The 25,701-nt window shown below is 59.9% G+C and carries 22 protein-coding genes and 1 pseudogene; 19 read left to right on the plus strand and 4 right to left on the minus strand.

The genetic code is table 11. The features are described 5' to 3' along the window. Positions 1-33: 33 nt before the first annotated feature. On the minus strand, positions 34-858 hold the full coding sequence (locus tag EYD00_RS20710) for a class I SAM-dependent methyltransferase (RefSeq protein ID WP_034498346.1): 825 nt from the start codon (positions 856-858) through the stop codon (positions 34-36). 113 nt (positions 859-971) lie between these two features. Between EYD00_RS20710 and EYD00_RS20715 the strand changes: the two genes are divergently transcribed. The 7 genes and pseudogenes from EYD00_RS20715 (at position 972) to EYD00_RS20745 (ending at position 8,600) form a co-directional block, all read left to right on the plus strand. Further along, on the plus strand, positions 972-2,105 hold the full coding sequence (locus EYD00_RS20715; RefSeq protein ID WP_034498344.1) for an ABC transporter substrate-binding protein: 1,134 nt from the start codon (positions 972-974) through the stop codon (positions 2,103-2,105). A gap of 98 nt (positions 2,106-2,203) precedes the next feature. Continuing rightward, the gene (locus EYD00_RS20720; RefSeq protein ID WP_034498342.1) at positions 2,204-3,343 is read left to right on the plus strand and encodes an ABC transporter substrate-binding protein; all 1,140 of its coding nucleotides are present in this window, start codon (positions 2,204-2,206) and stop codon (positions 3,341-3,343) included. Beyond that, positions 3,340-4,407, plus strand: a complete 1,068-nt coding sequence (locus EYD00_RS20725) for a FecCD family ABC transporter permease (protein ID WP_034498339.1) — start codon at positions 3,340-3,342, stop codon at positions 4,405-4,407. Before EYD00_RS20720 ends, EYD00_RS20725 begins: the two co-directional genes overlap by 4 nt. Next, entirely contained in the window at positions 4,401-5,153 is a 753-nt protein-coding gene (locus EYD00_RS20730; protein ID WP_034498336.1) for an ABC transporter ATP-binding protein, read from the plus strand. Before EYD00_RS20725 ends, EYD00_RS20730 begins: the two co-directional genes overlap by 7 nt. 86 nt (positions 5,154-5,239) lie before the next feature. Next, positions 5,240-5,438, plus strand: a pseudogene (locus EYD00_RS26110) (hypothetical protein); the annotation flags it as partial. 14 nt (positions 5,439-5,452) lie between these two features. Beyond that, positions 5,453-7,300 (plus strand): type I secretion system permease/ATPase, encoded by a 1,848-nt coding sequence (locus tag EYD00_RS20740; protein ID WP_034498331.1) that lies wholly within the window; start codon positions 5,453-5,455, stop codon positions 7,298-7,300. Next, on the plus strand, positions 7,287-8,600 hold the full coding sequence (locus EYD00_RS20745) for an HlyD family type I secretion periplasmic adaptor subunit (protein ID WP_034498328.1): 1,314 nt from the start codon (positions 7,287-7,289) through the stop codon (positions 8,598-8,600). Before EYD00_RS20740 ends, EYD00_RS20745 begins: the two co-directional genes overlap by 14 nt. A gap of 24 nt (positions 8,601-8,624) precedes the next feature. Here EYD00_RS20745 and EYD00_RS20750 read toward each other — a convergent pair whose 3' ends face one another. Beyond that, positions 8,625-9,545, minus strand: a complete 921-nt coding sequence (locus EYD00_RS20750; RefSeq protein ID WP_034498326.1) for an SMP-30/gluconolactonase/LRE family protein — start codon at positions 9,543-9,545, stop codon at positions 8,625-8,627. Positions 9,546-9,578: 33 nt separating this feature from the next. Then, a complete protein-coding gene (locus EYD00_RS20755; protein WP_034498325.1) occupies positions 9,579-10,292 on the minus strand; it encodes a GntR family transcriptional regulator in 714 nt (237 codons plus the stop codon). Between the two features lie 103 nt (positions 10,293-10,395). Between EYD00_RS20755 and EYD00_RS20760 the strand changes: the two genes are divergently transcribed. From EYD00_RS20760 to EYD00_RS20805, 10 genes are read left to right on the plus strand one after another with little or no spacing between them, the layout of a single operon-like run. Further along, complete coding sequence (locus EYD00_RS20760) at positions 10,396-11,448, plus strand: Gfo/Idh/MocA family protein (RefSeq protein WP_034498323.1); 1,053 nt, start codon at positions 10,396-10,398, stop codon at positions 11,446-11,448. Further along, positions 11,441-12,457: a Gfo/Idh/MocA family protein gene (locus EYD00_RS20765; protein WP_034498321.1), complete on the plus strand. Its 1,017-nt coding sequence runs from the start codon at positions 11,441-11,443 to the stop codon at positions 12,455-12,457. Before EYD00_RS20760 ends, EYD00_RS20765 begins: the two co-directional genes overlap by 8 nt. Next, positions 12,454-13,527 (plus strand): Gfo/Idh/MocA family protein, encoded by a 1,074-nt coding sequence (locus EYD00_RS20770; RefSeq protein WP_034498320.1) that lies wholly within the window; start codon positions 12,454-12,456, stop codon positions 13,525-13,527. Before EYD00_RS20765 ends, EYD00_RS20770 begins: the two co-directional genes overlap by 4 nt. A gap of 22 nt (positions 13,528-13,549) precedes the next feature. Next, the gene (locus EYD00_RS20775; protein WP_004438356.1) at positions 13,550-14,821 is read left to right on the plus strand and encodes an ABC transporter substrate-binding protein; all 1,272 of its coding nucleotides are present in this window, start codon (positions 13,550-13,552) and stop codon (positions 14,819-14,821) included. A gap of 57 nt (positions 14,822-14,878) precedes the next feature. Next, on the plus strand, positions 14,879-15,847 hold the full coding sequence (locus EYD00_RS20780; RefSeq protein ID WP_004438359.1) for a carbohydrate ABC transporter permease: 969 nt from the start codon (positions 14,879-14,881) through the stop codon (positions 15,845-15,847). Then, the gene (locus EYD00_RS20785; RefSeq protein ID WP_034498317.1) at positions 15,840-16,883 is read left to right on the plus strand and encodes a carbohydrate ABC transporter permease; all 1,044 of its coding nucleotides are present in this window, start codon (positions 15,840-15,842) and stop codon (positions 16,881-16,883) included. Before EYD00_RS20780 ends, EYD00_RS20785 begins: the two co-directional genes overlap by 8 nt. Before the next feature lie 22 nt (positions 16,884-16,905). Continuing rightward, positions 16,906-17,985 (plus strand): ABC transporter ATP-binding protein, encoded by a 1,080-nt coding sequence (locus EYD00_RS20790; RefSeq protein WP_034498315.1) that lies wholly within the window; start codon positions 16,906-16,908, stop codon positions 17,983-17,985. 37 nt (positions 17,986-18,022) lie between these two features. Continuing rightward, positions 18,023-19,747, plus strand: coding sequence for an L-arabinonate dehydratase (gene araD, locus EYD00_RS20795; protein ID WP_034498313.1), 1,725 nt, complete (start codon positions 18,023-18,025; stop codon positions 19,745-19,747). A 10-nt stretch (positions 19,748-19,757) separates the two neighbouring features. Continuing rightward, positions 19,758-20,555, plus strand: coding sequence for an NAD-dependent epimerase/dehydratase family protein (locus EYD00_RS20800; protein ID WP_034498311.1), 798 nt, complete (start codon positions 19,758-19,760; stop codon positions 20,553-20,555). A gap of 34 nt (positions 20,556-20,589) precedes the next feature. Further along, positions 20,590-21,300 carry a ribonuclease activity regulator RraA gene (locus tag EYD00_RS20805; RefSeq protein WP_003506768.1) on the plus strand — a complete coding sequence of 237 codons (711 nt, stop codon included), beginning with the start codon at positions 20,590-20,592 and terminating at the stop codon, positions 21,298-21,300. Between the two features lie 3 nt (positions 21,301-21,303). On the opposite strand, the gene EYD00_RS20810 is transcribed toward EYD00_RS20805, so the two are convergent. After that, complete coding sequence (locus EYD00_RS20810) at positions 21,304-23,655, minus strand: helix-turn-helix transcriptional regulator (RefSeq protein ID WP_034498556.1); 2,352 nt, start codon at positions 23,653-23,655, stop codon at positions 21,304-21,306. Between the two features lie 135 nt (positions 23,656-23,790). On the opposite strand from EYD00_RS20810, the gene EYD00_RS20815 reads away from it, so the two are divergent. Both EYD00_RS20815 and EYD00_RS20820 read left to right on the plus strand, forming a co-directional pair. Continuing rightward, positions 23,791-24,819, plus strand: a complete 1,029-nt coding sequence (locus EYD00_RS20815; protein ID WP_034498309.1) for an ABC transporter permease — start codon at positions 23,791-23,793, stop codon at positions 24,817-24,819. Next, the gene (locus tag EYD00_RS20820; protein ID WP_020813268.1) at positions 24,819-25,700 is read left to right on the plus strand and encodes an ABC transporter permease; all 882 of its coding nucleotides are present in this window, start codon (positions 24,819-24,821) and stop codon (positions 25,698-25,700) included. The genes EYD00_RS20815 and EYD00_RS20820 overlap by 1 nt, the downstream gene beginning before the upstream one ends. The last annotated feature ends 1 nt before the right edge of the window (position 25,701 follow it).

Raw genomic sequence — 25,701 nt, forward strand, 5'->3', positions numbered from 1 at the left:
CTCACAATCTGGCCTGAGGACACAGACGGAGCCTCAGGTTTTGCCTGTGATGTCCGGCTTCACCGCGCAGACTGCATAACGATGCTGCAGCCCCCGGAGTATACCTTTCAGCAGGCTGAAATTTTTCGCCTGGGCGCGGTGAATGGCCTGGAGTTCCTGATCGATTGCAACAGGTTCGAAACCCGTCTGTCGCAGAAGCGCTGCAACTTCGCCGGCTCTCGCACCGTTTGAAAAATAGACACGCGACAGGATGCTGGTGAAGGTATTTTCCGGATCCGCTGGCTTGTGCGGCTGATCCTGTTTGACCAATCCCAAGCCTTCGAGACCTGCCGCAAGTTTCTTTACCAGTTTTTCGCGCCAGCTGGTATTGACGAAATCGCCATCCACGATCAGCAGGCGTCCACCCGGTTTCAGCACTCGGAACCACTCCGCGAAACTTGCCCGTGGATCGACCAGCGTCCAGACCAGATGGCGGGTGATGATGATATCGGCGCTCTCATCCGGCTCCATCGTGTTTTCGGCATCGCCGACGAAGAAACGGATGCTACGCCCACGGCTTTTTGCTTTTTCACGGGCAAGCGCCAGCATTGTTTCGGACCAGTCCATGCCGGTAACCTGAAATCCGAGATCGTCCATGAGGTGAGAGATGACGCCGGTGCCGCTGGCAAGATCGAGCGCGCTGCGCCCCTCACCCGGACCAAGATGTTTCAAGATCAGCGCGTGCCACGCCTCTCGCTCCTCTTCGGAAAAAATTTCATGGCCGGGGGACAGGTCGAAAGTCGCGGCGCGGCCGGACCAGTAGGCTTTGATTTCGTCTCTCAGGCTGTCGTTTTTGCCATATTCTATGGTGTCGATCATTGGTCTTCAGCTCATGTACCGGTCAGTTAAGAATGGCTCTAAAACATAAATGTTGACTAGTACAGTCAGAAAATAATACAGCCGCGCCAGTTAACACTGGAGAGCAATATCCGATGCGCATCTCAGCCAAATCTGCGGCATTTGCCCTTGGCCTTCTCGTATCTGCCGCATGGCCGGCATTGGCCGAAAAGGTCACCGTCAAGGATGTGACCGGCCGGGATGTCGAAGTCAACGTTCCCGTTTCGCACGTCATTCTCGGCGAAGGCCGGCAAATTTACTTCCTGGCGGCGCTCGACAAGGAAAACCCTTTCCAGCACGTGGTGGGCTGGCGTGACGATCTGTCGAAGGCCGATCCGGAAACCTACGACGCCTATCTCGCCAAATACCCCGATATCGCCAAGCTGCCGACTTTCGGCGGCATGAAGGATGGCACCTTCGATGTCGAGCAGGCCGTTGCCCTGAAGCCCGACGTCATTCTGATGAACATCGACGCGAAGACGGCGACCGAAGAGGCAGGTTACATCGAAAAGCTCGCAAAGGTCGGCATTCCGCTGGTCTATGTCGACTTCCGCGAAAAGCCGATGGAAAACACCGAGCCGAGCATGCGTCTGATGGGCAAGCTGATCGGCAAGGAAAAAATCGCGGAAGACTTCATCACGTTCCGGGCGGAATCCATCGCGAAGGTAACGGACACGCTTGAAAAGGCAAATCCGAAGAAACCTGTTGTTTTCATGGAGCGTGCCGGCGGTTACTCCGACGATTGCTGCATGTCTTTCGGCAACGAGAATTTTGGCAAGATGGTGGAGCTGGCGGGCGGCATCAACTTGGCCAAGGATATTATTCCGGGCACCTTCGGCACCGTCAATCCTGAGCAGATCATCGCTTCCAACCCGGAGCAGATCATCATCACCGGCGGCAACTGGAACGGTTATGTTCCCGGCGGCAACTGGGTCGGCGTCGGTTACGGCGCGGATGTGAAGGAGGCCCGTCGCAAGCTGGAAAACCTGACCAAACGCCCGGCTTTCACAGGCGTCCAGGCCGTGAAGGATGGCAATGTCCACGCCATCTGGCACCAGTTCTATAACAATCCCTATCAGTTCGTGGCCATTCAGGAAATCGCCAAGTGGCTGCACCCTGATCTCTTCAAGGATCTCGATCCCGAAGCCACGTTCAAGGAACTTCACGCCCGCTTCCTGCCGCTTGACTACAAGCCCGGCTACTTCGTTTCGCTGAAGGATGCGAAATAAGACAGGGACGGTGAAGGAGGAGCGCCGGTCCACTCGATGGATGAAGCCGCAGCCACGCGGCTTCATCGTTTTGTTTTGAACTTGATGAGGACCTTCTCATGCGGCTCAACGCCCTCAGGCATCTTGCGATGCTGGCCTTCTCCCTTCTCGCCGTCGCGGCTCATGCGGGGGAGATCATCGATGTCACCGGACGCAAGATCGAGCTGGACCTGCCGGCCAAGCGTGTCATCGTTGGCGAGGCGCGCCAGGTTCACGTCATCGCGGCGCTGAAGGGCGACCAGACTTTCGATACTATTGTTGGCTGGCGTGACGACCTGCTCAAGAAGGACCCGGACAGCTACGCCGCCTACGTCGAGCGTTTCCCCGAGATCGAGAAACTGCCGCGCTTCGGTTACGTGCCACAGGGGGATTTCAGCCTCGAGTCGGCCATCACGCTTTCGCCTGATGTCATCACACTCAATCTCGAAGCGGAGAAATCAGCCAAGGAAAGCGGTTTCGAAGAAAAAGCCGAAGCTGCCGGTATCAAGGTCGTCTATCTCGATTTTCGCATCGATCCCGAAAAGAACAGTGAAGCCTCGGTCGAAATCCTCGGCAAACTCTTCGGCGCCGAAGAGCGTGCGGAGGAGTTCATCGCCTATCGCCGTGCCGAAATCGCCCGTGTGACCGACCGGCTCGCCAGCGTCAAGGACTTGAAGCGCCCTAACGTCTTCATTGAGCGTTCGCCCGGCATTTCTGGTGAAAACAACTGCTGCCGCACTTTTGGCCCGGCCAATTTCGGTGCCATGGTCGATCTCGCCGGTGGTCGCAATATTGCGGATGGCATCATCAAGACGACCTTTGGCGACCTCAATCCCGAACAACTCGTCGTTGCCGATCCCGAGCACGTGATTGTCACAGGTTCGAACTGGGCGGCTGAATCCGACATCAATCAGTTCGTTCCCGTAGGACGCGGTGCGGATATGGCTCTTTCCCGTGAGCGACTGGCCAACCTGATGAAGCGCACGCCGTTTCCGGAACTGACGGCCGTCAAGCAAGGCAACGTGCACGCCGTCTGGCACCAGTTCTATGGTGCGCCTTACGAGTTTTTCCCGATCCAGCAATTCGCCAAGTGGTTTCACCCGGACCTCTTCGCCGATCTCGATCCGGAAAAGAATTTCGAGGAGTTTCACCGGAAATTCCTTCCCGTCACCTACAAGCCCGGCTATTTCGCCTCGCTCGAAAAAGGTTTGAACCAATGAGTTCGCTGAATGAAAGCGCCGTTGGCGTCAGCGGGCGCGATCAATATCGCGCCCTTGCCGCGCGCAGGATCGTCATCCTCTTCGGGCTTTTCATCGCCCTGTGTTTCAGCATGGCCGCAGACATGGCGCTCGGTCCGGCTCGCTACACCCTCTCCGAAGTGCTTGCGACCATCGCCGATCCGGCCGCGGTGGGAAACCAGCTGCGTGTGGTCATCTGGGACATCCGCATGCCGATCGCGCTGATGGCGGTCACCGTCGGCGCGTCGCTTTCGGTGGCGGGCGCTCAGATGCAGACCATCCTGTCGAACCCGCTCGCCAGTCCGTTCACGCTCGGTATCTCGGCCGCCGCAAGCTTCGGTGCGGCGCTGGCGCTCGTCGGCGGGGTGGCGATCTTTCCGGGCGCCGTGCACTACATGGTGCCGATCAATGCCTTCATCATGGCAATGGTTGCGGCCCTTTTCATCCATTTCGCGTCGACCCTTCGCGGTGTGACGGTTGAAACGATCGTGCTGCTTGGCATCGCACTGGTCTTTACCTTCAATGCGGCGCTGTCGCTGCTCGAATACCTCGCTTCCGAACAGGCGCTTGCCGCCGTCGTCTTCTGGACCATGGGCAGCCTGACGAAGGCGACCTGGGACAAGGTCTATGTCACCGCCGCCATTCTTCTCGTTACCGTGCCGATGTTCATGCGCAACGCCTGGGCGCTGACGGCGCTCAGGCTTGGCGATGACAAGGCGGCCAGCATGGGCATCAATGTGCGCCGTCTGCGGCTGCAGACGATGCTGACGGTCAGCCTGCTGGCCGCCATTCCGGTTTCTTTCGTCGGAACAATCGGTTTTGTCGGGCTGGTGGGGCCGCACATCGCCCGCATGCTGGTGGGTGAAGATCAGCGCTTCTTCCTGCCGGGTTCGGTGATCTGCGGAGCATTGCTGTTGTCTGCAACCTCGGTCATCAGCAAGATACTCATTCCCGGCGCTGTTCTGCCGATCGGCGTCATCACGGCGCTGGTGGGCGTACCTTTCTTTTTCGCGCTTATTTTCGGTAACAGGAGACGCGCATGGTAGCCCTCGCATTGAAGGATGTTGGCGCCGCCTATGGGCGCACCACGGTTCTCTCCAAGGTGGGCATCGATACGCTCGAAAGCGGTAGCGTGACGGCGGTGATCGGCCCGAATGCCGCCGGCAAGTCGACGCTTTTCAAGCGCATCGCCAGCCTGATCTCCGGTCCGGGGCTGGTGGAACTTTCCGATACCGCCCGTGGAGACCGCGCCATCTGCTACATGCCGCAGGACACCGGTGCAAACGCGGTGCTGACGGTCTATGAATCCGTTCTGCTTTCGGCCAAGCAGGGCGGCGGCTGGCGCGTTCAGGATCATGAGCTGTTCGAGATCGACGCCATTCTCAAGGCGCTGAAAATCCATGACCTTGCCTTCCGCGGGCTTGGCGAATTGTCAGGCGGCCAGCGCCAGCTGGTCTCGCTGGCACAGGCGCTTGCCCGCAAGCCGGAGGTGCTGCTGATGGATGAGCCGACTTCCGCACTCGATCTCCACCGGCAGATCGAGGTTCTGGGCTTCGTCACCGAACTCGCGCAGAAGACAGGCATGATCGTGCTGATTGCGCTGCATGATCTCAACCACGCGCTGCGCTATTGCGAGAAGACGATGGTGATCGCACAGGGCGAAATGGTGGTGAGCGGCAGCACGGAAGCGGTGATAACATCCGACATGCTGCGCGAAATCTATCGCATCGATGCACGTGTCGAACCCTGCTCGCAGGGGAGGCCGATGGTCATCGTCGACGGGGCAATCTGACGATGGAAGAACCCGGCTGCAAAAATTGCCGGGTTCCCTGGTAACTCGGGCCATGGGCCCGCGTCGGCGCACTAATTCTCGATGATGAGGATGGTACGGACAAGCTCGATGTATCCGCCTGGGGCGCAACATCGGTGGACGATTTGTTGTGGTATGATGATAATGGAAATGCCGTTATCCTCTTGGCCAGACACGTCCGTCTCCGTCACGCTGAACGGGGTCGATGTCAATGTACTCGACGCATCGGACTTCATTTTCGCCAGCGCATCGGCGCTTGCCGCGTAAAGGAAAAACCGGCTGTGGGCTTTCAAAACCAGCAGCAGACACCGCCGCAGTCCCTCACTGCGGCGGTCGTTTCGCCCCTCAAGACTACGTTTTTCGGCCTCACGCTCGTCAGCGGTGTCGTCAACATATTGGCGCTGACGTCGCCGCTTTTCATGTTGCAGATCTATGACCGGGTACTGGCAAGCGGCAGTCTGCCGACCCTGGTCGGGCTCGCGCTTCTTGCTCTCGGGCTTTATGGTTTCCAGTGCCTGCTCGATATCATCCGTGCCCGTGTCCTGATCCGTATCGGCGAAGACTTCGACTTGCGCTACTGCCGCAGAGTGCATGACGCCGTGGTGCGCCTGCCGCTCGTCAACCGCATGCCGGGTGACGGCCTTCAGCCGCTGCGTGATCTCGACAATGTACGCGGCTTTTTATCCGGCACGGGTCCGACTGCCTTTTTCGACCTGCCGTGGATGCCGCTTTATCTCGGCATATGTTTCCTGTTCCATTTCTGGATCGGTGTAACGGCGCTTGGCGGCGCTGTGCTGCTGGTCTCGCTCACAATTTTCACCAATATCTTTTCTCAAAAACCAATCCGCGACACCATGGTGGAAAACATGGTCCGCAACCGGCAGCTGGAGGCCTCCCGCCGCAACGCAGAGGTGGTGCAGGCCATGGGGCTTGGTGGCCGGCTCGGTAAACGCTGGCAAAATTCCAACGAGGCCTATCTCGCCGCCAATCGCAGGGCGGGCGATGTGGCAGGCGGCCTCGGCAATATCGCAAAATCGCTTCGGGCCGTTCTACAATCGGCAATTCTTGCTGTCGGCGCTTGGCTCGTCATCGAGCAGGAAGCTTCCGGCGGCGTGATGATCGCCAGTTCGGTCATGATGGGCCGGGCACTGGCGCCTGTCGATCTCGCCATTTCCAACTGGAGGTCCTTCGCGGCCGCCCGGCAGAGCTGGGCACGGCTGAGAGAGCTTTTTTCGCAAATGCCGGCCGATGCCGCTGCCATGGCCCTGCCGAAGCCAGAGAAGGAATTACGGGTCGAGAATGTCACCATCGTTCCGCCGGGCGGAAAAAAGCCCATCGTTGCTGGGCTCGGTTTCGTCGTGACAGCCGGAAACGCGCTCGGCATCATCGGTCCGTCAGGTTCGGGCAAATCGACGCTATCGCGCATTCTCACCGGCGCGTGGATGCCTGCCGCCGGCAAGGTGCGGCTTGATGGCGCAAGCTTCGATCAGTGGGACCGGGAAGCGCTTGGCCGCTACATCGGTTATCTGCCGCAGGGCGTGGAACTTTTTGAAGGCACCATCGGCGAGAATATCGCCCGTTTCGCGGACAACCCAGATCCCGAAGCCATCATCGCTGCAGCTAGGGCTGCCGGCGCACATGAGCTGATCCTGCGTTTCGAAAAGGGGTATGACAGCGATATAGGCGAGGCGGGTTCAGCTCTCTCGGCCGGGCAGCGCCAGCGCATCGGTCTGGCCCGCGCTCTTTATGGCAATCCCTTTATCGTGGTGCTGGATGAACCCAACGCCAATCTTGACGCGGAAGGCGAGGCGGCAGTGGTCCGGTCGATTGCCTCCGTCAAGGCGCGCGGTGGTATTGCCGTTGTCGTCGCCCATCGGCCAAGTGCCATCGGTGCGGTGGATTTCATCCTGATGATGGAAGAGGGAAGGATGAAGGCCTTTGGCCCGCGCGACGAGGTGCTGTCCAAGGTGCTGCGTGTTCCGCAGGGGCAGGGCGGCAAAGGTTTCACCGCATCCGCGCAAACGGTCTCACCGCTGCGCGTCGTGGCCAATACCCAGGCCCGACCCGCCGGGCTGGAAGACGGCCGTGAAGAGAATAGCCGGCAGGAAGAGACGGATGTCAAAGATTGATCAGCGCAGCAGCGTTTCCCGCTCCATCCGCAAGCATCTCTTTGCGGGACTCGCCGCAAGCATTGCGCTTCTGGCCGGTGTCGGCGGCTGGGCCGCGACGACCCGTCTTGCCGGTGCAGTCGTCGCCTCCGGTCATCTGGTTGTGGATTCGTACACGAAAAAGGTCCAGCATCCGAGCGGCGGTGTCGTCGGTGAAATTCTTGTGAATGAGGGCGAGAGGGTGAAGGCCGGCGATGTGGTCATGCGTCTCGATGCGACGCAGACCCGTGCCAATCTCGCCATCGTGACCAAGCGCCTGGACGAACTGACTGCACGGATGGCCCGACTGGAAGCCGAGCGGGACGATTTGCCTGAACTCGCCTTTCCGCGGACTCTGATCGCGCGCATGGATGACCCGAATGTCGCTTCTGCCATGCGCAGTGAAACGAAGCTGTTCGAATTCCGCAAGTCCTATCGAGAGGGCAGGAAAGCGCAGCTATCCGAGCGCATCACCCAGTTCGAACATGAGATCGAAGGTCTGAAGGCGCAGGAAGTGGCCTATGATAACGGGCTTGCGGTGTTGCAGGCTGAAATTGCCTCGCAGAAATCGCTGCGCGAACAGGGCGTCGTCTCCGTGCAGCGGCTGAACAGCCTGCAGACTCAGGCCGCGACATTCGGCGGGGAGCGCGGCGAAAAAATCGCCTATCAGGCACAGACTGCGGGGCGCATCACCGAAACCAAGCTGCAGATCCTTCAGATCGATCAGGAATTGCGGACCGAGGTCGGGAGGGAACTGCGCGAAATACAGGCCCAGATGGGCGAATTCGTCGAGCGCAAGGTTGCCGCCGAAGATCAATTGAAACGCATTGATATCGTCGCGCCGCAATCAGGCACGGTGCATGAAATGGCTGTGCATACGGTGGGGGGCGTCGTAACGCCGGCAGATCCGATCATGCTGATCGTACCTGACGGAGATGACCTTGCACTCGAGGTGCAGATCCTGCCGAAAGACATCGACCAGCTTCAGGTGGGGCAAAAGGCCATGTTGCGCATGACCGCCTTCAATCAGCGTGTCACGCCGGAGCTGGAAGGTCATGTCAGCCGCATTGCGGCGGATATCACGACAGATCAGCGCACCGGGCTCTCCTATTATCTGGCACGGATTTCCGTCCCGGTTACCGAGCGGAAGAAGCTGAACAATGCGCCGCTGGTGCCGGGCATGCCCGCCGAGGCCTTTATCCAGACCAGCGAAAGAACGGCACTGTCCTACATCGCCAAACCGCTGACGGACCAGATCAGCCGCGCCTTCCGGGAGGATTAGGAATTCGAACCCGACCTGAGGGCGTTATCCACCTTCGCCAAAACGGAAGCCGGCGAACCCTCTCGTTTGCGTCGGGATAGCCCAGACGCCGCCCGAAAATGGCGCTTTGTTAAGTCGGTCTTTGGACATGTTGTGGCGGTGTGATGTCAGGAAAAGGATGCTGAAATCAGGCCCTCCGAAGCAGGGCATCGTGGGGTGAGGGACAGGAGCCGCAATCGCGTTCGTCAGCTTGCCGTCGGGCGAGAAAATGTTCAACACGCCAGAGGAAACGCCCGCGCTGTAATAGTTGCCGCTGCTATCGAGACAGCCGCCATCGGGTCTTCCTGTTTCTTCGGTCATCCGGGCCACCTGTACGCCCTCATCGAAGGTGCCGTTCAGGCGGTCGAATTTTCGCCGGCGTATCCATTTCTGGACGGAATCGCTTTGCCACATGATTGATCCGTCGGCAGAAAAAGCGAGGCCGTTCGGGCATGTCAGCCCGGTCTGCATGCGCTCGGCGCTTTTTTCGGTGATCCGCCAAAGCTCGCCATGGGGCTCCATGTCCGAAAGCGGCACATTGTGCATTGTTCCCACCCAGAAAGCGCGGTCGGGGCCGATCCGTCCGTCATTCAGCCGGCAGGGGATGCCTTCGGGTGCCGGAATGGAATGGAGGAGACGCGTTTTGCCGCTTTCCGGATCGAGGATGACGATGTCCATGCCACAAGTGACGATGAGTTCGCCGTTCTGGCAAAGGCCGAGACTTGAAACCGTCCTGGGGAACGGCCATTCTTGATAGACGCCGGACTCAAGACCTGCGCACCGCACGGTCTTTCCGAGAATATCGCACCAGAAAAGCACCTGTCGCCGCTCGTCCCAGACAGGGGATTCCGCCAGTGTACTCATCGTGTCGCACAGAAGTTTCGTTTGCGACATGGCAAGCGCTTGTCCGGGATTTGCCGTATTCATGATGTTCGAACCGTTGAAAAAGATGCCGCAGAATTACTCGAAATAGTCCTGGTGGTTCTCGAAGACTTGCGAAAGAATGCCGAGGACACGTCTCAGATGTTTGCGCAAATTATCGGTAGCGCGGGCTTCGTCTCCTGCCCTGATTGCGTCATATACCGCCTCATGTTCGGAAAGCAGGCGTGCCATATGCGCTTCGTCGGTTATGGCGAGTGCGCGCAGGCGATCCAGCCCCGCCTTCTCGCGGATCAGCAGGGATTCCAGTCTTTCAAGCCCCGTCGCGGCGGCAAGCGCGCTGTGGAATTGGTCGTCATGAACGCGGAAAGCCTTTCTGTCTCCATTGCGCATTGCTGCCCGCTGGCCGTTCAGGGCGTGTTCGATCTCCTGTTCTGCTTCCGCTGTCAGACCTATCTGGCACAGCCTGCAGACTGCCGCCACCTCAAGTGCCTCGCGGATGAATTGCGCGCTGCGGATGTTCTTTTCCGATAATCTCGAAACATAGGTGCCGCGGCTTGGCAGCGTCACGATCAAACCATCGTCGCGCAGACGGCTCAGCGCCTCCCGCACCGGGGTTCGGCTGGAATTGAACGACTGTCCGATTTCGTTTTCCGAGACTGCCTGACCGGGAAAAAGCTCCCGTGAAAGGATTGCGGATTTCAGCGCGGAATAAATCTGGTCCACGACCGGACGGTTGAGGTCCAGTCGCTCCATTGTCGGCACGGTGCCGCCTGTCACGGGAATTTTCGGCATATACCCTCCAGCGTTCTCATAACCGGTATACCGGAACACAAGTCTGTTGACAACCGGCATACCGGTATGCAAATGATTGCGCATTGGGAAGGAGGCTCCCGAAATGCAAAATATCAAGACCTGCGTCATCGTTGGTGCCGGAATGGTAGCGAAGACGCATGTGCTTGCCTGCGCGGCAAGCCCTGAAAAAATTCGCCTGAAAGGCATAGTCGATGGTGGCTCCGGCCGCGCCAAGGCGCTGGCCGCCGAAGCCTCGAAACACACCGGATATGAAGTTGCGGTTTATTCCTCAGTCGAGGAGGCGGCGCGCGATACGGATGTCGATTTCGCCATCATCGCAACACCGCCAAATGCCCGTATTGATATCGTCGGGAAACTGGCGAAGGCGGGCAAGCACATCCTGATGGAGAAGCCCGTCGCTCGCAATACGCAGGAAGCAGACGGTCTCGTTGCCCTTTGTCGCGAGGCAGGTGTTACTCTCGGCATCATCTTCCAGCACCGCATGCGGGCTGCATCGCAAAAAGCCCGTGAGCTCGTTGATGGCGGCACGCTCGGCGCGCTAGGCCTCTGCGAAATCTCCGTGCCCTGGTGGCGGGCGCAATCCTATTACGACGAACCGGGTCGCGGCACGCTGGCGCGCGATGGCGGCGGCGTCCTGATCTCCCAGGCAATTCATACGATCGATCTGGCATTGAGCCTGACGGGGCCAGTGGCCCGTGTTCAGGCCATGGCTGCGACGACGCGGTTCCATCGCATGGAAACCGAAGATTATGTTTCTGCCGGGCTGCGCTTCAAGAATGGTGCCGTTGGCTCGCTCGTTGCAAGTACCGCAAGTTTCCCCGGCGCTGCGGAATCGATCCTGCTGCATTTCGACAATGCCAGCCTTCGGCTTGCTTCGGGTCTGTTGCATCTCGACTGGCGCGATGGCCGGCAGGAGACTTTTGGCGGCGCTGCCGCTGGCACGGGCGGCGGCGCCGACCCCATGGCTTTCACGCATGAATGGCATCAGGGCGTCTTCGATGATTTCGCAGACGCCATCTCTTCAGGACGCCCGCCGGTCGTCACCGGTGAAGCGGCTCTTTTGTCTCACAGATTGATCGACGCGATCATCAACTCGGCCGACACCGGCAAGGAAGTGGAACTGCAGGATGAGTAAAGCAATCAAGTTCGTCGCTCTCGGGATTGAGCACCGGCACATTTTCGGCATGGCCCAGAACCTGCTGGATGCTGGCGCCGAATTTGCCGGCTGGTGGACGGAAGGCGAGCCCGATGTCGTGGAAGGCTTCGTCAAGCGCTTCCCGGATGTGCCGCGCGCAGCATCGAAAGAGGCGCTGCTGGCTGACGGCACCGTCGATCTCGTCGTGATCGCCGATATTCCCTCCAAGCGCGCCGATCTAGCGATCGCAGCGATGGAAGCCGGCAAGGATGTCATGTCGGACAAGCCGGGCTGCACCACCTTCGAACAGCTCGACCGCCTGCGCCAGACAGTCGCAAAGACCAAGCGCATCTGGACCGTGGATTTCTCCGAGCGCTTCGAAGTCCCAAGCGTGACCAAGGCTGCTGAACTCGTTGCGCAGGGCGCCATCGGCCGCGTCATCCAGACTGTCGGCCTTGGCCCGCACCGCCTGAACCGCCAGATTCGCCCGAAGTGGTTCTTCGAGCGCGAAGCCTACGGTGGTATCATCACCGACATTGCCAGCCACCAGATCGACCAGTTCATGTTCTTCACGGGTTCGACCGAGGTTGAGATCGTGTCCGCCACCGTTGCCAATTACGCCAACCCGCACGATCCTGGCCTTCAGGATTTTGGCGAGGTCGTGCTGCGCGGCGACAAGGGCCACGGCTATATCCGCGTCGACTGGTATACACCGGATGCGTTGCCGACCTGGGGTGACGGTCGTCTGACCATTCTCGGCACCGAGGGCTACATCGAGCTGCGTAAATATGTTGACGTCGGCAACACCGAAGGCACCGACCGCCTCGTTCTCGTGAATGGTGACCGCTGCGAGTATATCGATGCTTCCGGTGCTGGCCTGCCCTATTTCGCTCGCATCTGCGACGATATCCGCAACCGCACGGAAACGGCAATGACGCAGGAACACGTCTTCAAGGTCTGCGACCTGTCGCTGCAGGCACAGGCCAAGGCTGAGGGAGCCTCGAAATGATTGGTGTTGCCATCATCGGCGCCGGCATCGGCGCCCAGCATCTGAGCGGCTATCGGGCGCTACCCAATCGCTTCGTCGTCAAGGCGATCTGCGATCTCGATCTGGAGCGCGCCCGCTCCGTCGCCGGCGGTGATACCTCCATTCATCTCACCACCGATCTCGATGAGGTTCTGGCCGATGAGAGCATCCAGCTGATCGACGTCTGCCTGCCGCCGCACCTGCATTTTCCGGTGACGCTGAAGGCGCATGCGGCGGGCAAGGATGTGGTCTGCGAAAAGCCGCTGGTCCGCTCTCTGGAAGAAGCCAATGCGCTGATCGACTCCGTCAAGAAGACCGGTCGCGGCGTGTTTCCCGTGTTCCAGTACCGCTTCGGACACGCCATGCGGCGGATGCGCGCGCTCATCGATGCCGGTCTTGCCGGCAAGGCCTTTGTCGCGAGCTCGGAAGTCCATTGGAACCGTGGTGCCAGCTATTACGACATTCCCTGGCGCGGCACCTGGAAGGGTGAGTGCGGCGGTGCAATCCTTGGTCATGCCATTCATGCCCATGATCTTCTCTGCCACGTCCTCGGTCCGGTCGAGGAAGTTTTCGCCATGGCCGATACGCGGGTCAACAAAATCGAAACCGAAGATTGCGCAGCACTCAGCTTCCGCATGAAAAGCGGTGCGCTCGCAACAAGCTCGGTCACGCTCGGCGCGGCCGAAGACACCTCGCGCCTGCGTTTCTGCTTCGAGGGCTTCACGGCGGAAAGCGGCACCTTGCCGTATCGTCCGGCGGAAGACACCTGGCGTTTCATTGCCCGCGCCCCGACGACGCAGGATCAGATCGACTCTGTTCTGGCAACGGTGGCTGATGGCGAAAACGGCTTTGCCGGTTTTGTCGAAGCTATTGCCGACGCGATGGAAGGACGCGGCGGCAAGGAAGTGACGGTTCATGACGGCTTGCAGTCAATCGAACTCGTGACAGCCATCTACCGATCCGTCCGGGAAGGAAAGCCGGTTCGTCTGTCCGATGCCGCCGAAGGTGAGTGGATCAAGGGCTGGGCTCCGAGCGCATCCGCCAAAGCATAATCATCTAACGGGAGGAAACCAGATGACCAGAAAATACAGCATGGCGCTGGCGCTCGCCATTGGCGCGGCGTCCTTTGCCGGTGCCGCGCAGGCGGCCCAGGAAGTGCGCTTCACCTGCGCTTATGACGGCAACGGCTGCGAAATCCTGAAGGATATTCTCGCACGTTACGAAAAGCAGCATCCTGATGTGAAGATCGTCACCGATGTCGTGCCCTACAAGGCGCTGCTGGAAGGTCTGCCCGTGCAGCTCGCCGGCGGCAGCGGTCCTGACTTCGCAACCGTGACCGATCTTGGCGGTCTCAACCGCTATTATCTCGATCTGACGCCCTATGTGGACGCGAAGTATTGGGAGGACAATTTCTCCAACGTGCTGAAATGGTACCGCAGCGGCCCTGACGACAAGGGCATCTACGGCATGCACACGCAGCTCACCATCACCGGCGCCTTCATCAATCGCACCCTGTTCGATCAGGCAAACGTCGCCGTTCCCGGCAAGGATGCAACGCTGGACGACTGGGCGAAGGCCGCCAATGCCGTTGCGAAGGCAACCGGCACGCCTTACCCGATGGCGATCGACCGTTCCGGCCACCGCATCGCCGGCCCGGCCATCTCTTACGGCGCGAAGATTTTCGACGCTGACGGCAAGCCGATCCTCGTCGATGAAGGCTTCACCACGTTCGTGAAGAAGTTCGTGGAGTGGAACAAGGACGGCACCATGGCGCGTGACGTCTGGGCTGGTCAGGGCGGCAATACCTACCGCGACGCCGCGCAGGAATTCATCAACGGCCAGCTGGTCTATTATTATTCCGGCAGCTGGCAGACAGCGCGCTTCGACAGCCAGGTCGGCGATGCCTTTGACTGGGAAGTCGTGCCGCAGCCCTGCGGTGGCGCAGCCTGCACCGGCATGCCCGGCGGCACCGGCATCGTCGGTTTCAAGCAGACCAAAAACCCGAAGATCGTTGCCGACATCCTGAACTTCCTTGCTCAGGACGAAAACTATCTCGACTTTACGGTGCGCACCCGCAACGTTCCGGCCAACAAGTCGGTGGCTGACAAGGGCGTGACCTATACCGGTGCGACGCCTGCGACGCAGAAGGCCATGAATGCCTGGCTCGACCAGATCCCCGGCCTCAGCCCGATTGCCTACGCCTACCAGGGCTACAAGAACAACCGCGCCATGTTCAACATCTCAGTCCAGCGCATCACGCAGGCTATCGTCGGTGAAAGCACCGTTGATGAGGCCATGGCCCGTGCGAAGACGGACCTTGAGGAAGCGTTGAAACAGGCGAAGTGATCCATCGCCTTCCGGCGCGGTGCATGCCGCGCCGCGCCGGATCGAAGGAGGACCCTCATGTATAAATTTCTTGCGCCCGTCATGGGCATTGTCGAACTGCCCTTTTCCTTCCTGCAGAAGGTTCTTGGCCACAGGCGGATTGCGTGGGTGTTTCTGACGCCCAACCTGATCCTCTTTGCGGTCTTCGCCTTCCTGCCGATCCTGCTGAACATGGCCTATTCCGTGACCGGCAGCGAACACATATTGCTTTCCGAGCGCCCTTCGGTGGGCGGCGAAAACTTTTCGGTCCTTCTCTCCTGTCAGAATTATCTCGATCCCAATTCCTGTGCGCGCGACCTGTTCTGGCGCTCCGTCTGGAACACGCTGTTCTTCGTCGTGCTGCAGGTGGGTTTCATGGTCGGCTTTTCGCTGATCACGGCCATCGTGCTGAACCGCGATATCAGGGCGCGCGGCTTTTTCCGTGCGGTGTTCTTCTTCCCTGTTTTGCTGTCGCCTGTCGTCGTGGCCTTGATCTGGAAGTGGATACTCCAGCGTTTCGGCGTTCTCAATGCGGCGATGGAAGGCCTGGGCCTCGGTTCGGTGGACTGGTTGCTCGAAGCCAATCTTGCCTTCGGTTGGTCGGTCTTCCTGTCGGTCTGGGCGCATATGGGTTTTTACACGCTCATTCTCCTCGCCGGCCTTCAGGCGATCCCGCGCGATGTCTACGAGGCGGCGCAGCTGGACAAGGCAAGCCCATGGCGCATCTTCCGGCGCATCACCCTGCCGCTGCTTGCGCCCACCATGCTCGTCGTTCTCGTCCTGTCGGTCATCAAGGGCGTGCAGACTTTCGATGAAGTCTTTGCCTTTACCGGCGGTGGCCCGGGTTCGGCGACGACCTTCATCATTCAATTCATCTATCAGACCGGCTTTGCCGGGACGCCCCGGAATTTCGGACTTGCGGCTGCCGCTTCGCTGCTGCTCGCCGTGGTGCTCGTGGTGCTGACCGCCCTGCAATTCCGGGCAAACAGGAGCAAGGTCGATGGCTAGGATTGGCGCATTTCTGACCCGTACCCGCGGCCGTAACGGCAAACTGCATTGGACCGATTGGCTGTCCTACGCCTATCTCGGCCTGGCCGTGCTGATGATGTTCGGTCCTGTCGTTTGGCTGGTGCTCTCGTCGTTCAAGACGGAAGCCGATCTCCAGCGCTTTCCGCCACGGCTGCTGCCCTATAGCCAGGAAACCATGGTGGTGGACGGGCAGCCAAATCCGCTGCCGGCCTATGTCGACAAGGATGGCCGCAAGCTCGGCATGATCAGGCGTATCGGCCTCGTGGCGCAGGTGGTTGATCCCGCCAAGCCGGCGGAAGTGCTGAAGATGCAGTTTAACGAGCTGAAGCCGGCTGAAAAGGTGGCGCTCGCGACGGAAAACTACACCGAGCTTTTCCAGCGCTTCAATTTCCCGCTCTATTTCTGGAACTCGACCTTCATCACGGTCACCTCGACCATCATCATGCTGATCGTCAATTCCATGGCGGCCTTCGCGCTCTCGAAATATCAGTTCAAGGGCAGGGGCGCCGTGCTGGCGCTGGTGGTCGGTACGCTTATGATCCCGCAGACCGTCGTGCTTGTGCCGTTGTTTCTCATCACCAGCCAGCTCGGTTTGATCAACAGTCTCTGGGGCGTCATCATTCCCGGTGCGGCGACACCCACGGGCGTCTTCCTGCTGCGGCAATACATGCTGACGATACCGGACGAGATCCTCGATGCGGCGCGCATGGACAAGGCCAGCGAGTGGAAAATCTACTGGCGCATCATCCTGCCGCTCTCGGCACCCGCGCTCGCGGTTCTCGCGATCCTTGCGATCATGTGGCGCTGGAACGACTTCCTCTGGCCGCTGATCGTGCTGACCCGCAACGACAACTTCACCCTGCAGCTGGCACTTAACTCCTTCCAGGGCGAGATGACGACGGAATGGAGCAATCTTCTGGCCATGACGGTGCTGACACTCGCCCCGATCGCGCTGGTCTTCATGTTCCTGCAAAAATATATCGCCACCGGCATTGCGTCCACGGGCGGCAAATAATCCTCAGGGAGGAAATACGACAATGGCAAGTATAGAGCTTCGTCAGGTCAAAAAAACATATGGCGCCCTCGATGTGATCAAAGGCGTTGATCTCGATATCAAGCACGGCGAATTCTGCGTATTCGTCGGCCCTTCCGGCTGTGGCAAGTCCACCCTGCTGCGCATGATCTCGGGCCTGGAAGAGTTGAGCGGCGGCGATATCGTCATCGGCGGTGATGTGGTCAATACGGTGCCCGCTGCGGACCGCGGCCTTGCGATGGTGTTCCAGTCCTACGCGCTTTATCCGCATATGACGGTCCGCGAAAACCTCTCTTTCGGTCTTGAGAATATCGGCACGCCGAAGAAGGAGATCGCCGATAAGATCGCGCAGGTCGCCAAGATGCTGCAGATCGATCAGCTTCTCGAGCGTCGTCCCAAGGATCTCTCAGGTGGGCAGCGCCAGCGTGTCGCCATCGGCCGCGCCGTGGTGCGGGAACCTCGCGTGTTCCTTTTCGACGAGCCCCTTTCCAACCTTGATGCGGAACTGCGCGTCGACATGCGCGGTGAGATTTCCAGTCTGCACCGGCGTCTCGGCAACACCATGATCTATGTCACGCATGATCAAGTGGAAGCCATGACGATGGCCGACAAGATTGCCGTTTTGCGCGCTGGTAAACTCGAACAATTTGGCGTGCCGCTCGACCTTTACAACCGCCCGGCCAATCTCTTCGTGGCAGGCTTTATCGGCTCCCCGAAAATGAACTTTTTCGCAGGCGAAGTGACCTCGGACGCAACGCCCGCGCTCAAGATCGCGACGGGCGAGTTGATCCCGCTGCCACAGACCGGCTTTGCCTATAAGCCCGGCCAGAAGGTGACGCTCGGCATCCGCCCGAACCATGTGGAGCCGGGCGAGGGCGGCGCGTTGACCATGTCGGTGCGCACGGCGGAACAGCTGGGCGGCGAGTCCTATCTCTACGGTAATCTCGGTGACGGCACTCCTGTAACGCTGCATCTTTCCGGCCAGACCTCGACATCGGCGGGAGAAGTCATCCGCCTGTCGGCGCCACTTCAACACGTCCACCTTTTCGACACGACGAGCGGGCTGACGCTCCGGCAGGACTGACAGCCTTAGGCACCACCCGCAACGTAGGACCAATGACATGACCGATAAAAAACTCCGCTCCGACCGCTGGTTCGCTCCCGACGACCTGCGCAGCTTCGGCCACCGCTCGCGCATGATGCAGCTGGGCTATGCGGAGGAGGATTTTATCGGCAAACCCGTCATCGGCATCCTCAACACCTGGTCGGAGCTCAACACCTGTCATTCGCACTTTCCAGAGCGCGTGCAGGATGTGAAACGCGGCGTGTTGCAGGCTGGCGGTTTCCCCGTCGAGATGCCGTCGCTTTCCGTGGATGAGAGCTTCACCAAGCCGACATCGATGCTTTACCGCAACATGCTGGCGATGGAGACGGAAGAAATGATTCGCTCGCATCCGCTGGATGGTGTGGTGCTGATGGGCGGTTGCGACAAGACGACGCCGGGCCTCGTCATGGGTGCGATCTCGGCCGGTGTGCCGATGATCTATCTGCCCGCCGGCCCGATGCTGAGCGGAAATTACGCCGGCAAGGTGCTGGGCTCGGGTTCGGACGCCTGGAAATATTGGGATGAGCGCCGCGCAGGCAATGTTACGGACGAGGAATGGCGTGGCGTGCAGGGCGGCATCGCCCGTTCTGCCGGTGTGTGCATGACGATGGGCACGGCCTCGACCATGACGGCCATTGCCGACGCGCTCGGCATCACCCTGCCGGGGGCCTCCTCCATTCCGGCAGTCGATTCCGAACATCAGCGCATGTCCGCAGCCTGTGGCCGCCGCATTGTCGAGATGGTTTCGGAAGATCTGACCCCTAACCTTATTCTGACGGCGGCAGCGTTCCGCAATGCCGCCATCGTCGCCATGGCGACGGGTTGTTCCACCAATGCCGTCGTCCACCTCATCGCCATGGCGCGCCGCGCCGGCGTGCCGATGACGCTGGATGAGCTGGACGAACTTGGCCGCGTTACACCGCTCATCGCCAATGTCCGCCCCTCCGGCAAGAACTATCTGATGCAGGACTTCTTTTACGCCGGTGGCCTGAGAGCGCTGATGAAGCAGCTGGAAAGTCGTCTCGACTGTTCCGTGCTGACCGTGACCGGCCGCAGCATGGGCGAAAACCTCGAGGGTGCAAAGGTCTACAACGACGACGTCATCCGCTCGCTGGACAATCCTGTCTATGCGGAAGGCTCGCTTGCGGTGCTGCGCGGCAATCTCTGCCCTGACGGTGCCGTCATAAAGCCCGCCGCCTGCGACCCCAAACTCCATATACATCAGGGTCCGGCGCTGGTGTTTGACAGCTACCCGGAAATGAAAGCCGCCATCGACGATGAAAATCTCGATGTGACGCCCGATCATGTGCTGGTGCTGCGCAATGCCGGTCCGCTCGGCGGTCCCGGCTTCCCGGAATGGGGCATGTTGCCCATTCCAAAGGCGCTCATCAAAAAAGGCCACCGCGATATGCTGCGCATCTCAGACGCCCGCATGTCCGGCACGTCCTACGGTGCCTGCGTACTGCATGTCGCACCGGAAAGCTTCGTTGGCGGTCCCTTGGCGCTCCTGAAAACGGGCGATATCGTCCGCCTCGACCTGCCGCAGCGTCGTCTCGACATGCTGGTCAGCGAAGAGGAAATCGCTCAGCGCCGGGCGGCATGGCAAGCGCCTGCGCCGCGTTATGAACGTGGGTACGGCTATCTCTTTTCCAAGCACGTGACGCAGGCCGACCAGGGTTGCGACTTTGACTTCCTGCAGACGGATTTCGGCCGTTCCGCCGGCGAGCCCGATATTTTCTAAGAGGCCCATCATGTTGAAGCGATTGCTCATCACCGGTGCCGGCGGCAAGCTGGGCAGCATGTTACGCGGGCGGCTTGGCCATGTTGCCGAAACCATCCGTCTTTCTGATGTGGTTGATCTCGGTTCGCCAGCGCCTCATGAAGAGTTCGTCCGCTGCGCGCTGGAGGACGAGCAGGCAGTTTACGATCTGGTCAAGGATTGCGACGGTATCGTCCATCTCGGCGGCATTTCCGTCGAGAGGGCTTTTGACCCGATCGAGGCTGCCAATCTGCGTGGTGTTTACAATCTTTACGAGGCGGCCAGAGCACACGGCAATCCCCGCATCCTTTTCGCCTCCAGCAACCACACGATCGGTTATTACCCGCAGGGGCAGCAACTTAGCCCTGAGGCGCCTTTTCTGCCTGATGGCCTCTATGGGGTTTCGAAGATTTTCGGCGAGGCCATGGCAAGCCTCTACCATTCCAAATTCGGACAGGAGACGGCTATCGTGCGTATCGGCTCCTGTGACGAGAAACCCACGAACTGGCGCATGTTGTCGACCTGGCTCAGCTACGGTGACTTCGTCTCTCTCATAGAGGCGACCTTCCGCGTGCCAAAACTCGGCTGTCCGGTTATCTGGGGCGTTTCGGCCAATGACGACAGCTGGTGGGATAATTCCCATGTCGATTTTCTCGGCTGGCAGCGGCGCGACAATGCCGCGCGCTACCGGGCTGAAATCGAGCGCGACGTCCCGCGCCCCGGCCCCGAGGCAGCGATCGCAAAATATCAGGGCGGCATTTTTATCGATGAGCCCATTCACAGGACTTGAAATACATCCATCCGGCCATTGCGAGGAAACAGACATGAACAATGAAACGCGCGAAAAACTGATGACGATTTCCGTCGCCACGCTAGCGACAGCGCTTTACAAGCGCGGCTTGCGAAACCAGGTCATTCAGGGCGTTCGCCCGCTGGGCTACAAGGGCAAGAACATGGTGGGCCCGGCCTTTACCCTGCGCTACATGCCGGCCCGCGAGGATCGCAACCAGCTCGTAGAATTCCGCAATCCCGCCCATCCGCAGCGTGTTGCCATCGAAACCTGCCCGCCGGGCCACGTGCTTGTCATGGACAGCCGCAAGGACGCCTCTGCCGCCTCGGCCGGCGATATTCTGGTGACGCGTCTGATGGTTCGCGGTGGTGCGGGCATCGTTTCCGATGGCGGTTTCCGGGATGCGGCCACCATTGCCGAACTGGACATTCCGGCCTACCACACCCGCCCTTCGAGCCCCACCAATCTGACCAAACACGAGGCCATCGAGATCAACGGCCCCATCGGCTGCGGCGATGCACCGGTGTTTCCCGGAGACATCATTGTGGGTGATGCCGATTGCGTCATCGTCATCCCCGCCGGCATTGCCGATGAAGTGGCGACGGAAGCGGTTGAAATGACAGCCTATGAGGATTTCGTGGTAGAGCAGGTCAAGGCCGGCCAGACGATCATCGGCCTTTACCCCTGCACCAAGGAAGAGCACCAGACGGCCTTTGCCGAATGGCGCAAGAAGAATAACCGCTGAGCCTCATAACCAGCCCAGTGCTTTCGCCGCGCGGATCGCCTCCGCGCGGCGTTTGCAATCCAGCTTGCGGAACAGGTTGCCAAGGTGAAACTTTACCGTCACTTCCGAGATGTTGAGCGTCTGAGCAATCTTCTTGTTCGACATGCCGCTGGCCAATAGTTGCAGCATCTGTGCTTCCCGTTGAGAAAGGCCGCCGTGCAGCGCCCGAGCCTGCGGTGAGTTCACCGAGGCGGCGAAAATAGACAGCGCGGTGCGGACATCGGATGAGGTTTCGATGAAACTGCGGATGCGGCGATTGTTGAGAAGCGGCGAAAGGAAGACGCGCTCTTCCGACAGCACACCGTTGCAGCCAAGGCGGGTCGCCGATTCAAGCGCGGTGAGTATATGCGCGCGGGCGGCGGCGTTGTCACGGCGCTGGTGCGCGGCATAGCTCTGCCAGATTCTCAATGCGACCTTCTCGCGATTGGTGACCTTTGGATTGGCGATCATCGCATCGATTTGCCGGGAGAGATAGGCGCGGGGTGTGAACAGATGCACCGCATCGCGCAGCCAGGCCATGACATAGGCGATTTCATCACGACGTGTCAGGCGGGAGAGGTCTTCGTGGGCGCTCTCCACCCAGTTACGGCCCATGGGCATGCGAACTGCTGAAAGCGTCGCTGCGGCATCTGCCCAACGGTTGGCGTTCTGATAGGCGATGGCCGTTCTGATCTCCATCATCGCATGAAACTGCAACCCCTCCGACAGATGAATCCAGAGTCCGTCCAGAAAACCCGGGCGAACGGTCATCGGAAAATGGTCGATCAGCACCTGCGAGGCGTAATGCAGTGCAAACTGCATCAGACTCGGCCAGATTTCAGCGGCGGCGAAATGATCAAAATCATGTTCGACGAAATGCAGCAGGTCGCGCGGTTTTCCGGCCTCATAGGCAAGGCAGGCTTCCGCCAGTCGCAGCATCCGGAACTCCTGCATGGCATCATGCGGCACCTGTTCCAGCCGTGCGCGCGCCTCCTGCGCCGCCCGGCGCGCCAGAAGCACATCGCCGCTCATCAGCCGCAGCACGATCTGGTGCAGATGGATGAAGAATTCGAGCAGAGGCTGCCCGCCCATCTTGCGCAGATAGATAAGCGCGCGGGCGGCGGCCGCCTCTGCCTCGCGGAAATTGCGACGGCGGATTTCGAATTCAAGCAGCGCATTGTAATAGGCCGCCCATTTCCCGTGATCGTCCATGGGGTAATCCGCCATGAACTCGCCAAGCCGCGTTATCACCGCGTCATTGGGCGTCAGGTCCTCGGCGATCATCAGGTTCAGCCGGAAGGTGCGGGCTGCGAAGGAAAACCGCGAGCCGCGGGCTAGCACCTTCAGCGGGTCAAGGTAATCCGAGCCGAGGCTTTTGCCGAGCAGATGGCGCACGCGCTGCAATTCGCCCTGTTTCAGCAAGGCGCGGGTAACCGCGAAAAGGACGGTTTCATTGGAGGTGATCATATCCTGCGAAAACCGCATGATGATTTCGCGAAACCTGTCGACGCTGCTTCGGTAGATCAGTTCCCGCCCATGGGCGCGTTCGAGGATTTGCGCGGCATGGGTCTCGTAACCGCGATCGAGCAGCATCGCCATGGCTGCGAGCGAATGCCCTGCCTTTTCGAAGGCCGAGGCGACCTCCACCACGGCGCTGCCGGCCTGCAAGGTGGCGAGGCGTTCTCTTGCCGCGACCGTTAGGAGCCGTATCAGTGTGTGGTGATTGTCGGGTTTTCCCGTCAGAAAGGGCGGCAGAAGCATGGCCCAGTCAGCATCTGGGGCGGCGGAAGGGTTTTCGAGCCAGAAGGAAAGTTCGACGGTCTGGGCGGGCGTGAGATGGGGCAGATAGCTTTCGCGCAGATAGTCGGCGCATAACGTGTCATCCGGCAGGCGCGCCAGCGAAAGAAAGGCCGGCCATCCCGCGTAATCCTCGAGCGCCAGCCGTCGTTGCCCGGGTGGAAGGTCGTCCGCCTCATCTGGCCGCAAGGCGAGTTCTTCCGGTCCTATGGTGAGCGAGCCGTGATGCAGGATGTGACGCGCCATGCCGCTGATCCTCTGGTCTGGCCGGCAGGCGATGACGACGAAACGCACCGACTCCAGAATGGGGGCTGGCATGCGTACCGCCCTTGCAAAAACTGGAATGTCCCACAGCAGGTTGCCATTGACCGCGTCATCGCTTTGCGGCTGGTGCGTGCGGCATATCTGAGCTCCGAGCTCCTTTGCCAGCGTCTCCAGCAATACGCTTTTTCCCGCACCCGCCGGTGCGCGCAGAAACACCACGCCCGCGGTTTCGCTGGCAATGCGATTGCAGAGGTGGGTCCGGGGCAGAAGCATCATGGGAAAGGGATAGGATATCAGTTTCAAAAAACCTATACTCATTCTTTAAAAAACTATACCTTTCAGCGATTGTTCGAATGGCCATGTGGTGAAAACTTGTGCTCAGGCAACCGATGCACAAGGAACGTTCCACCGATGCAGCAACATCCGCTGGTCGCGATTTTGAACAGGCTCGGCACCTTCGTGCTGGTCATGATCGCCCTGTCCATCATGATTTTCGTGCTGGCCCGCGTGGTGCCGGGAGATCCCGCCCGCATGGCGCTGGGGCCGGCTGCAACGCAGGAGCAGGTGGATGCGTTGCGCGGGCAGATGGGCCTCGACAAGCCGCTCGCCGTTCAATATCTCGATTATATCGGCAATGCATTGCATGGTGATCTGGGCTTCTCGCTGGTTTCGCAGCGCCCCGTTACAACCGATCTGGCGCAGACTGTTCCTGCGACCGTCGAGCTGGTGCTGGTCTCGGTCATCTTCATGTTCCTCGTCGCGATCCCGCTTGGCGTTATCACGGCCCATTATCGCGACCGGCCGCTGGATCATATCGGTCGCATCCTGTCGCTTACCGGGGTCACGATCCCAAGCTTTCTCTTCGCCATCACGCTGCAATTGCTGGCAGCGCGCTTTCTCTCCGGCTGGCCGATCATCGGCAGGCTCGATCATTCGCTTGGCTGGCAGGGTGGCCCCACCGGTTTCATCCTTGTCGACGGCATGCTGGCCGGACGTTTCGACGTCGTGCTCGATGCGTTGAAGCATCTCGCGCTTCCGGCTTTTGCGCTTTCCATGGCCGGCATCGGCCAGATCACCCGCATCACGCGCTCCTCTATGATCGAGAACCAGCGCAAGGACCATGTGCTGACCCTGCAAAGCTTCGGCGTGCCGGAGCGGGTCATCATCTTCCGTTACCTGCTGAAGCTCTCTTCCATCGCGCCGCTGACGATCATGGGTCTCGAATTCGCGTCGCTGATCGGCAATGCCTTCGTGATCGAGATGGTCTTCGCCTGGGGTGGTTTTGCTTCCTACGGGCTCAACGCCATCCTGCAGAAAGACCTCAACGCCGTGACCGCCGTGGTGCTGGTGGCCGGTCTGTTCTTCATCGTTGCGAACCTGATCGTGGATGTTCTGATCTCGATCATCGACCCGCGCATGCGCCGCAAGGAGGCTCGCTGATGGCCGATATGAAAATGCTCGAACCCACTGATCGGGGCTTAAGCGCCGGTTACATGATGTGGTATCGCTTCAGCCGCAATCCGGCGGCGGTCATCGGCTCGCTGATCCTTCTGTCGGTGCTGGTACTGGCGGTCTTCGCACCCTGGCTTACGCCCTATCCGAAACATATCGGCGCGGTCGTCGATTTCCGCGCCCGCCATATGCCGCCGGATCTGGAACACTGGTTCGGCACCGACAAGGCCGGGCGCGATATCTTTTCCCGCACCATCTTCGGGCTGCGTGTCTCGCTGCTTCTCGTCATCGGCGTGCTCGGTATTTCGGTTCCGGTCGGAACTGTGCTCGGCCTGATCGCCGGTTATTTCGGCGGCTGGACCGAAAAACTCATCAGCGGCCTGACGAATGTGATGCTGGCCATGCCGCCGCTCGTCATGGCGCTCGCGGTCTCCAACCTGCTGGAACCGACACTGATGAACGCCATGATCGCGATCACGCTGCTGTGGTGGACCTGGCATGCGCGGCTGATCTATTCGGTATCGAAGTCCATCGCTTCGGAAGATTACATCGAGGCGGCACGTCTTGCCGGTGCAGGCCCGTTACACATCCTCTTCCGCGAAATACTGCCCAACTGCGTTTCGGTCATTTCGGTCAAGACGACGCTCGATGCCGCCTTCGTCATTCTGTTCGGCGCGACGCTGAGCTTCCTTGGTTTCGGCGTCAAGCCGCCGACGCCTGACCTTGGATCGATGGTCGCCGACGGGCGCCAGTTCATGCCGGATTTCTGGTGGGAAGTGCTCTGCCCCGGCGCGGCCGTGCTTTACGTGACGCTGGGCTTCAATCTGCTGGGCGACGGCCTGCGCGACATGTTCGACGTGGAAAGCTAAG

It is taken from the genome of Agrobacterium sp. 33MFTa1.1 (assembly GCF_004328495.1).
GTDB lineage: Bacteria > Pseudomonadota > Alphaproteobacteria > Rhizobiales > Rhizobiaceae > Agrobacterium > Agrobacterium pusense.

Excerpts from the sequence above, each read along its gene's own strand:
- EYD00_RS20755 (WP_034498325.1), bottom strand. The coding sequence starts at position 10,292 with ATGCCGAAAATTCCCGTGACAGGCGGCACCGTGCCGACAATGGAGCGA.
- EYD00_RS20775 (WP_004438356.1), top strand. The coding sequence starts at position 13,550 with ATGACCAGAAAATACAGCATGGCGCTGGCGCTCGCCATTGGCGCGGCG.
- EYD00_RS20770 (WP_034498320.1), top strand. The coding sequence starts at position 12,454 with ATGATTGGTGTTGCCATCATCGGCGCCGGCATCGGCGCCCAGCATCTG.
- EYD00_RS20745 (WP_034498328.1), top strand. The coding sequence starts at position 7,287 with ATGTCAAAGATTGATCAGCGCAGCAGCGTTTCCCGCTCCATCCGCAAG.
- EYD00_RS20750 (WP_034498326.1), bottom strand. The coding sequence starts at position 9,545 with ATGAATACGGCAAATCCCGGACAAGCGCTTGCCATGTCGCAAACGAAA.
- EYD00_RS20820 (WP_020813268.1), top strand. The coding sequence starts at position 24,819 with ATGGCCGATATGAAAATGCTCGAACCCACTGATCGGGGCTTAAGCGCC.
- EYD00_RS20815 (WP_034498309.1), top strand. The coding sequence starts at position 23,791 with ATGCAGCAACATCCGCTGGTCGCGATTTTGAACAGGCTCGGCACCTTC.
- araD (WP_034498313.1), top strand. The coding sequence starts at position 18,023 with ATGACCGATAAAAAACTCCGCTCCGACCGCTGGTTCGCTCCCGACGAC.
- EYD00_RS20715 (WP_034498344.1), top strand. The coding sequence starts at position 972 with ATGCGCATCTCAGCCAAATCTGCGGCATTTGCCCTTGGCCTTCTCGTA.
- EYD00_RS20720 (WP_034498342.1), top strand. The coding sequence starts at position 2,204 with ATGCGGCTCAACGCCCTCAGGCATCTTGCGATGCTGGCCTTCTCCCTT.
- EYD00_RS20760 (WP_034498323.1), top strand. The coding sequence starts at position 10,396 with ATGCAAAATATCAAGACCTGCGTCATCGTTGGTGCCGGAATGGTAGCG.
- EYD00_RS20780 (WP_004438359.1), top strand. The coding sequence starts at position 14,879 with ATGTATAAATTTCTTGCGCCCGTCATGGGCATTGTCGAACTGCCCTTT.
- EYD00_RS20765 (WP_034498321.1), top strand. The coding sequence starts at position 11,441 with ATGAGTAAAGCAATCAAGTTCGTCGCTCTCGGGATTGAGCACCGGCAC.
- EYD00_RS20730 (WP_034498336.1), top strand. The coding sequence starts at position 4,401 with ATGGTAGCCCTCGCATTGAAGGATGTTGGCGCCGCCTATGGGCGCACC.
- EYD00_RS20725 (WP_034498339.1), top strand. The coding sequence starts at position 3,340 with ATGAGTTCGCTGAATGAAAGCGCCGTTGGCGTCAGCGGGCGCGATCAA.
- EYD00_RS20785 (WP_034498317.1), top strand. The coding sequence starts at position 15,840 with ATGGCTAGGATTGGCGCATTTCTGACCCGTACCCGCGGCCGTAACGGC.
- EYD00_RS20800 (WP_034498311.1), top strand. The coding sequence starts at position 19,758 with ATGTTGAAGCGATTGCTCATCACCGGTGCCGGCGGCAAGCTGGGCAGC.
- EYD00_RS20710 (WP_034498346.1), bottom strand. The coding sequence starts at position 858 with ATGATCGACACCATAGAATATGGCAAAAACGACAGCCTGAGAGACGAA.
- EYD00_RS20790 (WP_034498315.1), top strand. The coding sequence starts at position 16,906 with ATGGCAAGTATAGAGCTTCGTCAGGTCAAAAAAACATATGGCGCCCTC.
- EYD00_RS20810 (WP_034498556.1), bottom strand. The coding sequence starts at position 23,655 with ATGATGCTTCTGCCCCGGACCCACCTCTGCAATCGCATTGCCAGCGAA.
- EYD00_RS20805 (WP_003506768.1), top strand. The coding sequence starts at position 20,590 with ATGAACAATGAAACGCGCGAAAAACTGATGACGATTTCCGTCGCCACG.